Annotated in this window: 11 protein-coding genes; 6 read left to right on the forward strand and 5 right to left on the reverse strand. The window is 53.7% G+C overall.

All coding sequences use genetic code 11. The features are described from left to right. Positions 1-6 precede the first annotated feature (6 nt). The 3 genes from GX030_07050 (at position 7) to GX030_07060 (ending at position 4,503) form a co-directional block, all read left to right on the forward strand. Positions 7-2,826, forward strand: a complete 2,820-nt coding sequence (locus GX030_07050) for an FtsX-like permease family protein (protein NLV92130.1) — start codon at positions 7-9, stop codon at positions 2,824-2,826. Between the two features lie 233 nt (positions 2,827-3,059). Beyond that, a complete protein-coding gene (locus tag GX030_07055; GenBank protein NLV92131.1) occupies positions 3,060-3,884 on the forward strand; it encodes an ABC transporter ATP-binding protein in 825 nt (274 codons plus the stop codon). A gap of 25 nt (positions 3,885-3,909) precedes the next feature. After that, positions 3,910-4,503, forward strand: a complete 594-nt coding sequence (locus GX030_07060) for an HD domain-containing protein (protein NLV92132.1) — start codon at positions 3,910-3,912, stop codon at positions 4,501-4,503. Between the two features lie 12 nt (positions 4,504-4,515). Here GX030_07060 and GX030_07065 read toward each other — a convergent pair whose 3' ends face one another. Genes GX030_07065 through ccsA form a run of 3 tightly spaced genes read right to left on the reverse strand, consistent with a single transcriptional unit; the run spans position 4,516 to position 7,849 of the window. Next, positions 4,516-5,982: a nitric-oxide reductase gene (locus GX030_07065; protein ID NLV92133.1), complete on the reverse strand. Its 1,467-nt coding sequence runs from the start codon at positions 5,980-5,982 to the stop codon at positions 4,516-4,518. Further along, positions 5,982-6,398 carry a cytochrome c gene (locus GX030_07070; protein ID NLV92134.1) on the reverse strand — a complete coding sequence of 139 codons (417 nt, stop codon included), beginning with the start codon at positions 6,396-6,398 and terminating at the stop codon, positions 5,982-5,984. Before GX030_07070 ends, GX030_07065 begins: the two co-directional genes overlap by 1 nt. Next, entirely contained in the window at positions 6,395-7,849 is a 1,455-nt protein-coding gene (gene ccsA / locus GX030_07075) for a cytochrome c biogenesis protein CcsA (GenBank protein NLV92135.1), read from the reverse strand. Before ccsA ends, GX030_07070 begins: the two co-directional genes overlap by 4 nt. 166 nt (positions 7,850-8,015) lie before the next feature. Between ccsA and GX030_07080 the strand changes: the two genes are divergently transcribed. Next, on the forward strand, positions 8,016-8,933 hold the full coding sequence (locus tag GX030_07080) for an aldo/keto reductase family oxidoreductase (GenBank protein ID NLV92136.1): 918 nt from the start codon (positions 8,016-8,018) through the stop codon (positions 8,931-8,933). Between the two features lie 401 nt (positions 8,934-9,334). Here GX030_07080 and GX030_07085 read toward each other — a convergent pair whose 3' ends face one another. Continuing rightward, positions 9,335-10,093, reverse strand: a complete 759-nt coding sequence (locus tag GX030_07085; GenBank protein ID NLV92137.1) for a helix-turn-helix domain-containing protein — start codon at positions 10,091-10,093, stop codon at positions 9,335-9,337. A gap of 166 nt (positions 10,094-10,259) precedes the next feature. Between GX030_07085 and GX030_07090 the strand changes: the two genes are divergently transcribed. Together GX030_07090 and GX030_07095 are read left to right on the forward strand one after the other, a co-directional pair. Beyond that, a complete protein-coding gene (locus tag GX030_07090) occupies positions 10,260-11,528 on the forward strand; it encodes a helix-turn-helix domain-containing protein (protein ID NLV92138.1) in 1,269 nt (422 codons plus the stop codon). Between the two features lie 124 nt (positions 11,529-11,652). Next, a complete protein-coding gene (locus tag GX030_07095) occupies positions 11,653-12,690 on the forward strand; it encodes a uroporphyrinogen decarboxylase (GenBank protein ID NLV92139.1) in 1,038 nt (345 codons plus the stop codon). Between the two features lie 44 nt (positions 12,691-12,734). On the opposite strand, the gene GX030_07100 is transcribed toward GX030_07095, so the two are convergent. Next, positions 12,735-13,223 (reverse strand): ATP-binding protein, encoded by a 489-nt coding sequence (locus GX030_07100; protein NLV92140.1) that lies wholly within the window; start codon positions 13,221-13,223, stop codon positions 12,735-12,737. Positions 13,224-13,404 lie beyond the last annotated feature (181 nt).

Genomic DNA, 13,404 nt, shown 5'->3' on the forward strand with positions numbered 1-13,404 from the left:
TACCGGATGCGCTGGCTAGCAGTTGTGTGGATGGTAGTCAAACAAGTGCTCAACAATTGGCGGCTGGAAGCAAGTATCCTGGCCGGGCTGATCATTGCCGTGGCTGTGGTTTCCTGTGTTCCAATCTATACCAGCGGAGCCTTGCAGTCGGTGCTAGTCGAGCAGTGGATGGCCCGCACGGATCCCGGAAGAATGCCCAATACACTGATGTTTTATCATGATCCCCTGTTGGAGTCTGAGGTTGAGGATTACCACCGGGTGACGGAGTTCTTGGAGCAGGCAGTCCCGGCTCGATTAGGACAGCCTCAGCTCTCATCCCGGCTGGGAGAGATTCGGACCTCCCAGTTTTATTCCGCCCGGGATCCCCGGGGTCAACGGATTGGTTACGCCAATATTCGCTTCCTGACCAATCTCTTTGATCTAATTCAAGTCACCGATGGGAGATTACCTCGGTCCCGCCGATTACCCGACGGCAGTATTGAGGCGATTGTTGATGAAACAACCCTAGATAGCCTGGGCTTACTGGTGGGGGAGACCTATGTCTTTCCCATTGACAAGAGAGGTGCCTACGATACCTCGCCGGGGCAGTCCCTGAAGGTGACCGTGGTGGGAACCTTTGTCGGGAAGGTCCAGCCGGAATCTGCCCATGCCTGGCTGTATCTGCCCCCCTTTGATCGCAGTTTCTTTGTCACCGAACAACTCTTTGTTGAGGACCTCGCGCTGATCGAGGATGTTGGGGTAGGGCAGTATGTTTGGTATATGGTCCTAGACCATCGCCCAGTGCGAGTGGATCACCTAGACCGCTGGATCGAAAGCTTTCGGTATATCGAATCTAGAGTGGCGCAGCTTATGCCGGGAACCAGGGCCTGGCGCTCGCCCCAGCGGCTCTTCCAGTACTTCTGGGACGAAGCTTCCTATCTGCGCCTCTTCATGTTTGCCTTAAGTGTGCCGATCCTGGGGATGGTACTGTATTTTGTAGTCCTGGCGGCAACGTTAACGGTGCGCCGACGGCGAACGGAGATCGCGATGCTGCGCAGTCGGGGCGCGGGCATTTTCCAGATTGCCCTTGCCTATGTCCTGGAATGGGGGTTTCTAGGGGTAATTGCGCTGGTACTGGGACCATACTTGGGTCTGTGGATGGCCAGAGCTATCGGCGCTGCCTCGGGATTCCTTCAATTCGTCGACCGCCAATCGCTACCGGTTATTCTCTCCTCCGACGCTTATCTCTATGGCTTCGTCGGCCTGGTCATTGCCATTGGGGCTTGTCTCATCCCAGTTATCCAAGCCGCGAGACACAGTATCGTGACCCATAAGCAGGCGGAGGCTCGAGCTGTTCACACCCCGGTGTGGCAGCGGTACCTGGTGGATTTTCTGCTCCTGGGGATTTCATACTGGGGCTATCGCATGCTAAGTCGCCAAGCCCTTTCCCTTCGCTCTGGCCAGTTCTCCGCAACGGAGGCAGTGATGATCATCGATCCCCAGCTATTTCTCATTCCCTTAGTGTTTGTGACTGCCTTGGGTCTGTTTGTCCTGCGCCTATTTCCCTTGCTTATGGGTCTGGCTAATCGGATCATTGCTAGGGGGAGAGGAGTTTGTCTGCCTATGACCGTCTTGCAGATGGCGAGAAACCCGGGACAACATCGCCCATTGCTCCTGCTTTTGATTATCACCGTTGGCTCGGGTATCTATGGAGCCGCGACGGCACGAACCATGGATCAGAATTGGATGGATCAATTGCGATACAAATATGGTGCTGACGTGATCCTCCAGGAGCAATGGCAGCTACCTACTGCACCTGGGATGGGGGAGGACGATGACCCAGAGGCGACTCTTTTCGTTGAACCTCCCTTCTATATCCATGAGGAGCTGCCCGGAGTTGTCGCTGCAGCTCGGGTCTTTAAGGGAGCTGGGACAGTACGGGTCGGGGGTAATTACCTTAGCGGAGGCACGATTATTGGAATCGATCCCGTGGAGTATGCCGGTGTTGGCTGGCTGCGCAGTGACCTGGCGCCCCATCACTTATACGATTACCTCAATCTTCTCATCCAGGTTCCTGAGGGAGTACTGGTTTCTGGCTCGGCCGCAAAGGCCGCGGGATTGCGCAGTGGAGACTGGATTAGTGTGAGAATTGGCAATGAAGACGTGGATTTTATGATCGTAGGCACCTTAGAGTATTGGCCGACGATTGTTGACGCCGCTATGCCCTTTGCAGTAGCTAATCTCGACTACATTCAGCAGTCCACTACATTGCAGCCCTACGAAGTGTGGCTGCGGGTCACTCCGGAGTTTCGCCTGCAGACCGCGGTGGATCTCCTTAGGGAGCAGGGAATTTGGGTGATAAACATCAAGGATCTGAATCGAGAGTTAGTGGAAGGACGCCGGGAGCCGCAGCGAATGGGCCTATATGGCATGTTGTCCCTGGGGTTTATCGTTTCCGTGGTAATCACTGTCATGGGGTACTTTCTGTATACCCTTTTGTCCCTCCACAGTCGGATGCTGCAATTTGGGATCCTGCGAACTATTGGCCTGTCCCTGTGGCAGTTAATCGCAATGCTGTCTCTGGAACAGTTGTTATCGGTGGGCTTAGGGGTGCTCTTGGGTCTGGGTATCGGGCAGTTGACGAGCCGGTTGTATCTGCCCTTTATCCAATATGGGGCCGATGTCGGAGCGGATTTCATCCCCTTTATCGTTGTCACCGAGGGCACCGATACCTGGAAAATCGTGGGTGTCTTGGGACTCGTCCTGATGGCAGCTTTGATTGTGCTAGCAGTTCTACTGTCGAGGATGCGTTTGCATCAAGCCGTCAAGCTGGGCGAAAACATCTAGGCAAATTACGGGAAGAAGGATAAGATTGAAGGGCGGTAGGGAGGTTGGCTAGGCAACATTCACAGGTTCCCGGAGTCCGAGGACTCGGAGGGACACTGCAGTATCTCAAGGCCCGCTATCTACAACGGCAACAGCCCATCATCGCAACTGGACAGCCCTTTATTCTCTGCGAGAATTTGGTACGAATCTACCAGGTCGCAGATATCGAGGTTCAAGCCTTGCAGGGGTTGGACATGGTGATTCGGAAGGGAGAGTTAATGGCCATCATCGGGGCCAGTGGAAGCGGCAAGTCCACTTTGCTCAATATCCTTGGGGGCTTGGACGTACCCACCGCGGGGAGGGCACGGGTAGCCGGTTGGGATCTTAATCGGCTCAGCTATCTCGACCGCATCCACTACAAGCGAACCACCGTTGGGTTTGTGTGGCAGAATGTTAGTCGCAACTTGGTTCCCTACTTGACTGCTTTGGAGAATGTGGAGTTGCCGATGATCCTGAGAGGCAAACTGGACAGAAAGCGGGCCAGAGAGTTGTTGACCGCGGTGGGGCTATCGGACCGGATGAACCATCGACCCCAGGCTATGTCGGGAGGGGAGCAGCAGCGGGTGGCTATTGCCATCGCGCTGGCCAATAACCCCCAGGTGCTCTTGGCCGATGAACCTACGGGTTCCTTGGATAGCAAATCGGCACAGCAGGTCCTGCAGGTGCTACGCCGGGTGCGGGATCTGTATGGGGTTACCGTGGTAATCGTAACCCACGACATGAGTATGGCCCAGGCCGTGGATCGCTACGTACTGATTAGAGATGGAAAGATCAGCATGGAGTCGGTTCGCCGCCCCAGCAAAATCTCTTCCTTCGCCGAAGATGAAGCAGCGTCCCAAGCTGAGGATGACAGCCACGACGAATTTGTGGTGTTGGATTCCGCCGGAAGAATGCAGCTTCCCGAGGAGTATATCAAGAAGCTGGGCCTGAAGGAACGGGCGCGAATTTCCCTGGCTGGAAACAGGATTATCATTTCCCCGGAAATGATTCAGGAAGATAACGAGGCAGCAGAGCAGTAGAGGTAGAGTTACGGGAGGTAGTTGGATGCAGTTACCGTCACGGTTGCAGCAGCAGTTGGAGTTCATTGTGGAAATCGACAAGCTAAAAAAGGTGTTTCGCCAGACCTTCCTAATTGACAAGACCCGGCGGGAAAACGACGCGGAACACTCCTGGCATCTAGCGATGATGGCGATGGTTTTGGGAGAATATGCTCCTGAAGGCACGGATCTGTCCCGAGTGATCCGCATGGTGCTGGTCCACGATTTGGTGGAGATCTATGCCGGGGATACCTTCGCCTTTGATGATGTTGGTCATCGAGACAAGGAACTGCGGGAAAGGCAGGCAGCGGATCAGCTATTTGGCCTGTTACCGGCGGATCAAAAGGGGATCCTGCGGCAGCTGTGGGATGAGTATGAAGCCCAAGAGACCCAGGAAGCCCGCTTCGCTAGAACTTTAGATCGCTTGCAGCCTCTGATTCACAATTATTATACCGACGGCGGAACCTGGAAGAAGTTCGGCGTGAAGGCAGACCGGGTTTGGCCCAGGGTGGACGCAGTGGCCCAGGGGTCCAAGGCCCTAGGGCAGTTAGCTCAGGAGCTAGTAGAAAGGGCCATCGCCCAGGGAATACTTCAAAGCTAGTGGCCTGCGGGATCAGTGGGCAAAGAAGATTCTCAGGCCAAACCGGCGCCAGGTCCCGGTCACCAGGCTAGAGACAAACAGAAAATCCCCGATAGCAAAGATAGCTCCCCCGGCAGCCCGCAGGGCCAGGTATGGTCTCAGGAGAGTGTGGGTCTCCATGAAGTCAAGACCGGCGATACGCCAGAGATAAGTCTGGAGGATTCCCGAGACAAGGAGCATTGTGCTCATCAAGAGCAGCCCCAAATTCAGTAGAGCCAATCCGATCCAGGCGCGAGTAAGTTCCGCCGGGGTCAGAGTAATCCTTTGGGTCAAGATATAGGTAGCCCCGGCAAGAACCAGAAATCCCACGGCTCCAAAGAGAGCCAGGTGAGCATGGGCTGAGGTGATATAGGTGCCGTGGGAATACCGGTTCCATTGGGGCACAGACATGATCATCCCCAGGAGCGCTGCTCCGAAAAGGTGGTAAATGATGCTGCATATCACCAGGGCCAGGACCAGCCGATGGCCTGGGGGCAGCTGTTGCCACTTCATCCCTTCCAGTCCCCGATAGCCGATATACCCCAGCACCAAGACTCCCGACATCTGGACAAGACTAAACACCCCTCCGATCCACAGCCATCCCCGGCTGTTGCCGATCCAGTAGTAGTGATGTCCCGTCGCAAAGATTCCGCCAATAATCGTGATGATGATGTTAAAGAATAACACCCGTTCCAGGCTCTTTCTGGTGGCTGCAATGGGGGTCAGGAGCAGACTGACCAACGCGCTGATGTTGAGCAGTTCTAGGCTCATTTCCTCAGTCATATGCACCACCCAAAATCTGACCATCTGCTCAACGCTGGGGTGAAGGTAGGAAACCAGATTGGGTATGTACTGGGCAAGGATGTACCAAGCCCCCAGTAACATCCCCACTAGGGTCACCCGCTGCCGGTATTGAGATTGGGTCTTCAAGTAGGTGCGCAGCAGGTTATACCCGAAAATTTCCACGGCCAGGATAATGCCAAGTTTAAGCCCCGGCAAAGCTTCCAGGTACTCCCGGCCGGTGGTGTAACCCAGCAATAATGCCAGCATAATCCCGGCAAAGGACAGCTGAAAAACCCAGAACTGCACCTGAGCCAGTGGGCGACTGTAGAGATCAACGTTCGCTTCTTGAACGAAAAAATAGTAGCCCACACCCATGCTGCCCAGCAGCGGCCAGTAGACACTGAGATTGAGGTGAATGGCCCGACCGATCTCAGCGGTGACGGGAGCCGGAAGCTGGGGCCAGACCACGTGCAAAGCCCCGAGGGTGGCCACTAAGCCCTGGCTGCTGAACATCAGTAGGGTGGCAAAGCAGTAGGGCAGGGCAGCCTGTTGGGAGATATACCCTCGGGCTGTCCCATCGCGCTGTGATTTCCTCTTGCGCCGCAACCAAGATGCCACTAGCTGCACCAAAGCCGCGGGTAAAGGGATTAGCAACAGGAACCAAGGAATTCTTGCCACTAGGAGTCCTCCCCTGCCGGTACTGGAAAAAGGGGCCTTGGGGGCCAGTCTGACAACTGGATACGGGATATAAGGCGCAGGTAGGCGACGATGCTGGGAATATCCTCCGCGGGAAGTGCAAGGTGCCGCAGAGCCTTGGTGGGACGCTTCACAGGAGGGTACCGGAAAAAATGGATCAACCACTCCGCCCCTCGTTGGTTGTACACCTGGGTCAGTTCCGGAGCTGAGTAGCCACCGTTGCCAAAGACGGCGTGGCATTCGACACATCCATGTCTTTCCCAGACGGATTTACCCGCTGCCTCCGCAGCGGTGAGATTTTGGGGATCAAGGTGTACAGTAAATCTAAAGATCAGGTAGCCAAAGATTAGGATACTAAGACTGGATACAATTAAGGCGTAGAGCATGGGGCGATTCATTGGGAATCCCGCACCTCCGAGGGTTTCTTGGTGAGAATTCTGCCCACGAGACTGGCGATGAGAAGCACTGCCCCCAGAGCCATCAGCACCACCGATGGGGCGATGGCCTTTCCCGGCAGGGCTGAGTCAGTCCCAGGCACCATCGCCGGGACGGAGACAAGACTAGTTCCCCAACCCGTCAGCAACAACAGCGCGCTAAGGTGAATCCTGCCCACTCCCGATAATTTCCGGGATAGCAAGGCGGAAACTAACGTCACCACACATCCCGCTCCCAGGGGAGTGAGGGCCAGGCGAAATACCGCGGCTGGTGGGATGAGGACAAATCTCCCTAGACCACTGGCCAGGGGATACAATACCGTGCCGGCAAGGAGCAGAACAAAGGTACAGCCCATCAATAGGATCGCGGTGGGAAGCAGCGCCTGGCTTGGGGCAAAGCGGTTGACCAGGTTAGGCCTTAGTTGTCCCTTCATCAAGGCCAGAATAACCACGGCAGCACCGATCAGTGTCAGCAGCAGGAAACAGCCTGCTGCCGGATCCCGGATCTTCCCTTCGCCAGTAACTAACCAGCCGCTTCTGGCTAGATAGGAGGCGAAGAAGGTGAAAAGCTGGGGCAGACAAAGGGCGATAGCACAGCCTCGACTCAATGAACCTCGCTCTGCGCTCTGGATCAGAGAGTGGACCGCGATCCCTGTGAGTAACCACAGGCTTAAGGCGATGTTTTCCAGGGGATCCCAGCGCCAATACACGCCGGCAAATTCCCGGTAGGCCCACACTGCCCCCAGAAGTATGCTGGTACTGAGCCCCAGCCAAGCCACCAGGAGCCAATTACGGAGCAGGACCGAGATGGCAAAGGCAGCGTTCGCCGATCCTCGACTGGTCGTCAGCCAATGCCCTAGAGTGAGGGCGAAGACCAAGGCCAGGCAGGCATAGCTTAGATAGAGGGTCGGTGGATGCAGGAAATTGAAGGGACTTTGCAGGGGCTGGCTGAGGCCTGGGCCCACGGTGGGCACGGGATCTAGGCGGGCAAAAAGTGGGGTAATCCACCTGAGGATCAGACCAAAGAAGCCCATCTGCGCCAGCATAATTCCCCTGGCAACGTCGCCACACCATCCCAGCCCGGGAAAGAGGCGTAGCTCACCGTAGCCAGTTACTATGCCAAGAAAAAACAGCCATAGGAGCAAAGTGCCGGGCTTAGCGGACCAAAGGGCTGAGAGTTTATAAGGTTGAGGCAGGTCAGCGCTGGAATGCCCCGCGACATAGGCGAGGGAAAAGTTATCAGTAATGAAGGCCCAGGCCAGTTGGCCAAGGATAGCAATAATTAGGCCTAGGCTGGCCAGGACACAAGTGGCAATCCAAGGTTGGACTCTCTTGGTCCTGAAGCCCAACAGGCTCAGGAGGCCACCGATGCCGGTACAAGCTAGGAAGAAAACCAACAACAAGTCACCTTGCACAAATTCCACCCCATGCCTAGTATTGCCAGCATCGGCCAAGGGCAATCACAGATCAGGGGTATTGGGGAAAACTGAAGATTAGCTGGGCGGATTAACACCAATGACAGGGTTTGCGTTATTGATACCGAAGGACAAAGAGAACAAACCCAACGGGAGGGATCTACCGATGAGGACCATTAGACTGGGTGTATCGGACTTGCAGGTGCCGGTGATCGGGGTTGGCTGTATGCGGATTAGCTCGCTGACCAAGAAGGAGGCAGAGGCCTTTGTTCAGGCGGCACTAGACGAGGGTGCCTATTTTTTTGATCACGCTGACATTTACGGTGGAGGAGAATGCGAGGAAATCTTCGCCGAGGCCATCCACATGAACGACGATGTACGCGAAAGGATTGTCCTGCAGTCAAAGTGTGGGATCCGGAAGGGAATGTATGATTTCTCTAAGGAGCACATCTTAAGCTCCGTGGATGGTATCCTCAGACGTCTCAGAACCGACTATCTCGATGTTTTGCTGCTGCGTCGACCCGATGCCCTGGTGGAGCCTGAGGAAGTGGCCGAGGCCTTTAATCAGCTGCAGTCCAGTGGTAAGGTGCGTTACTTCGGGGTATCAAATCACAATTCCATGCAAATCCAGCTGCTGCAAAAGTATCTCCAGCAGCCCATCGTGGCCAACCAGCTGCAGTTTAGTATCACCCACGCCACAATGATTAGCGCCGGGATTAATGTCAACATGACCAATGAGGCCGCGGTGATGCGAGATGGCAGTGTCCTAGACTTCTGCCGACTTAATGAGATCACGATCCAGCCCTGGTCGCCCTTCCAGTATGGTTTCTTTGAGGGCGTCTTCTTGGGTAGCGACAAGTTCCCGGAACTCAATGCCAAGATTGACGAGCTGGCAGCGAAGTATCAGGTCACCAATACCACTATTGCTTTGGCCTGGATCCTGCGTCACCCCGCGAGGATGCAGCCGATCATCGGCACAATGAATATTGGCCGCTTACAGGATTGCTGCAGGGCCGCTGCTGTTAATCTAACCCGGGAAGAATGGTACGAGATCTACCGAGCCGCGGGTAACCAATTGCCGTAAATCAAGGAAAGAACTAAGGCTTTCTCCGTACAAAATGTCACCCGTCGTCATTGAAAATAAGGAGAACAGCTATGCGTGATATACTATTCAGTTTGATCAGGCTGATAATGGGTGTGAATTTGTATCGAAAGTCCAGGCAGGCAACGGAAGAAGAGCAAAGGGAAACAATGCGGGTATTCTTAATATCGCTGGTCCTGTGTTTACTAGGACTGGTGTTTCCCATCTTTTTCTCGATACTCCTAATCTACTGGATAGTTAGTCTGTACAAGTATATTAGAAGAGACTATGATATTTAGCCCTGGGAGAATAGATGACCCTGCCAAGTCCTATCTCCAGGTTCCTTCGAGATGGGGGATGAAGGGAGCGATGCAACCAAGTGGGATGCAGCGCTCCCTTCTTTACTATCCTTCCTCTGGCGGCCGCGCAAAGAAGGCCGAAACATCAAAGGACAGGCCGGGAAAACTTGGATGGACAAAGGTGCCGTCAAAGCAGCGAACCATTGACACGTAGTGCTGATCCCGCAGTTCATAGGCCTCGATGATGCAGTTATCGGGATCGACAATCCAGTAGTGGGGAACCCTGGCCCTTTGATAGCAGTTTAGTTTGGCCACCCGGTCCCGGCGCACCGACGAAGGAGATAGGATCTCCACCACCAGTTCCGGCAGTGAGTCCACGGGATTGTTCTTGGCTGGTCGGTCACCGGGTAGATACAGTAGGTCAGGTTGTAGTACCGTATATTTATCAAAGTACACGTCCAAGGGGGCATCAAATACTTCGCCCCTGGGGTCTACTTTAGCGAAATACTCTTCTAGGATACGCTGTAACCGTCTTGAAAGGCGCTGATGGTGGAAGGTTGGTGTGTGGTCCCGCAGGATATCGCCGTCGATTAGTTCGTAATAGAAACCTGTTTCTTCTTGTAGCTTAGCATAGTCCTCGTAGGTGTACTTTCCAGCTGGGGGATAGTTTGGAGTCTCCTCCCGGGCAACATCGGTGCCTTGGTTAAGCGCCCGCAGGACATCCTCGGCCAGGTAACGATACTGCCGGGGACCAAGTTCAATGTAGGGTATCCGCTTTTCCCGGGTATACCGCCAGATGGTGTCCACCGACAGGCTGAGTATGTCCGCCAGTTCCTGCGCGGAAATCAGTCGCTTCCTTGGCATTATCTTCCCTCCTCGCTCTCAGTCTACAACTGCTATCAGGACAAATCAACTGCTAGCAAGGAATCTCAAGTGGAGAGAGGGAGTCTTTAGTGACTAATGCAGGACACCGTTGATCCAAGGAGAAGGAATTCCCCGGGGAAGATCAATGAAGGAAGGGACCGTTCCCATGCTATCTATGGATCGCATCAAGCAAATGTGTGCTGCCTATGTCGGCACCACCGGTGTCAGTATGCTGGTAATCGATGATACCGGCAGAAATGTAGATTTCCTTGGCGAACAGTGTCCGTCGCCCTTTTGTGCTATCATTCAACGGGATTTGGGCAGGGGAGAAGAGTGTCGGTTAGCCCATGTGTATGGCAGTTATCAAGCGGAGCGATTCGGTGAGTCCTATATCTTTTTCTGTCCCTTTGGACTGGTTCACTGGGTAGCCCCCATCGTCGACGGGTATCAAAGGGCGTACTCACTGGTGGCGGGACCGGTCTTGATGACATCATCGGAGGAAGCACTGATCGATCAACTCCTGCTGCAGAATAGGTTTACCGGTGGGGACATTGACCGGCTGCGGGGTACACTGGATCAAATCCCCTACGTTCCTCCGAGGACAGTGAGTGACATGGCACTGGTCTTGTGGTCCCTGGCCTGTTATTTATCAAATCCTGCCAGTGTTGAAGCCCTGGAAGAACGGCATGAGTACTCGTCTCAGCAGGCGGCAATTGCCGAGGTGATTCACGAGAGGAAGCAGGGGGAAGGCCTTCCGATAAACTATCCCATTGATCAGGAAAAGAAACTCCTGGCGAAAATCCGCTTGGGTGATAAACAGGGGGCGCAGACGTTACTCAATGAGATCCTCGGACATATATTCTTTTCCCGGGGCAACGACATCAAATTCATCAAAGGTCGTGTCCTAGAACTGGTAGTGCTCCTTTCCCGGGCTGCCCTTGAGGGAGGAGCTAGAGACGACGTTGTCCTGGGGTTGAATCGAGAGTATCTCAATCAACTGGAGGCTCTCACCTCGGCCGATGATATCGCCTTTTGGCTCTCCAAGGTGATGACTCGGTTTACCGATTATGTCTTCGACATGACTGGGGTTAAGAATATTGATATCATCTACAAAGCGGTGAGTTACATCCGTGATAACTATATGAGTGATATTACCGTTGAGGATGTGGCAGAGGCCGTTGGGTTAAGCCCCTCATACTTTAGCCAGCTCTTTAACGATGAGATGAAGTGCAGCTTCCGCTCCTTCCTGAATCGGATTCGAATCGAAAACAGTAAGCCCTTCCTGTTGGACGATTCTATCCCGCTGGTCACTGTGGCGGCAAAGGTAGGCTTTCAGGATCAAAGCTATTTCGGAAAGGTGTTTAAGCGGCTGGTCGGTGTGTCGCCCGGGGAGTTTCGCAAGTCTAGGGGTACGATTCCCAGTTCCAACCTATGATTTGGTACCGGCGATCCTGAAAAAGTGCCAAACATCGAAGATTATTACAAGACGCCCTGATTTTCGTCAGGTATACTGCTATTAGCAGATCAGTTCGAATTCAGCTGGTAGGAGGTATACCCCTGTGAATTCCCTGGAACGTGTAGCTGCTACGCTGAATTTCCAAGAACCGGACCGGGTGCCGGTCTACCCCTTACTCAACGGTATTTCTCGGCGCCTGGTTAACGCCAGTTACAAGGACTGGGCCTTAGACGCGGAAGTGTGTGCCCAAGCCTATATTGCGGTAACAGAGAAGTATGGCCTTGATGTGATCTGTACCCTGACAGATCTCTCCGTGGAAGCAGCAGACTTTGGTGCCACCCTCATCTTTCCAGAAAAGGAAGCAGCTCACCCCGACTACAGTCAGCCCTATATCTTCGCACCGGAGGAATATACTAAGGTTCAGCCCATCGATCCCCGCCGCGGCAAGAGAATGAGCACTCATATCGAGTTATGTCAACGCCTAGTCGACGCCAAGGGGAAGGAGGTCCCCATCGTGGCCTTCGTTTTCGGACCTCTGGGGATCACTAGTATGCTGCGGGGCCAGGAAGAGTTGTTCATCGATCTGCTGCTGGAGCCCGATGCGGTGAAGCCAGCCCTGGAAGCTGTTACCGTCACCTTAATCGATTACTGTGATGCCCTCATCGACACCGGTGTTCACGCCATCATGTTGGATACCCTGTTTGCTTCCCAGTCGATTATGAGCAAAGATATGTGGAAGGAGTTTGAGGGACAGTATGTGCGGCGGATTGCCGACCGGATTCACAGTCGAGGGGCTATGGTGATGGTTCACAACTGCGGCAAAGGCATTTATTTCGACGCTCAAATTGAAGCGATGCGGCCCCAAGCCATCTCCTTCCTGCATCTACCCGATGATGTATCCTCCCGGGAGGAACTGAAGGAAAAATATGGCAGCCAGACTACCTTGATTGGCCATGTCGACCCCACTTGGATTGGCAATGCCCCCGAGGATGAAGTCATCGCCGAATGCCGCCGCCAGTTAGACACCTACAAGAAGGGTGGAGGATACATTCTGGCAACGGGTTGTGAGTATCCAGCCAATGCTGACTTCAAGAATGCCGAAGCGATGATCAGAACAGCTCTGGAATACGGAAAATACTAGCACAAAGCCCCAAAGCCTACTGGCGATGGGGCTTTCTATATTATTTATCCTCTTTTGTTAACGTACCAGACATCAACTTCTTCTCTGTTTGGCGATTCAAAGCGCCCCTCCATCTTTGCCAGCAGGCTTTCATCAACGAAATAGTCCGTTGTCTTACCGGCTAAGACTGCTTCATTGCGGGCCTTAATGTTTTGGTGCCAGTCATCTTTGGCGATCTCGACATAGTGCCATTCATAGGCAATCGATTGCCTTTGGTAATACTCAGCCACCCTTTGGCGCTCTTCACTGGTCCAGAAGCCCCAATCAAGGATGACATTACACCCTGCCCGCACAATCTCCGATGCCTTCTTGTGCAAATATTTCTTAATATCCTTGATCACTTCATCGTACTTTTCCCCAAGCTGATGATGAAAAAGCTCATATTCAATTTCATCGCAGGATAGAATGACTGCATAGTGGTCATCAACGAGTTTTTGGGCGTAACGGGTTTTCCCACTGCAGATTTTGCCGCAGATTAGAAAAACTTTCGCCATTAAATCCCCTCCAATAGACAGCGGGTTTTCCCAGATTTGATTGGTCCCTGGGAAATGCTGTTTCTTATGCTAGAGTCAAGGGCAACGGGGCCCAGGTTTTCCTTCGGTCCTAATACTAAAAATTAAAAAGGCCACGACGATTGCCGTGGCCCTTGTGGTGCGCCCAGGAGGACTCGAACCC

This window comes from Bacillota bacterium, assembly GCA_012727955.1.
Classification (GTDB): Bacteria; Bacillota; Limnochordia; order DTU087; family JAAYGB01; genus JAAYGB01.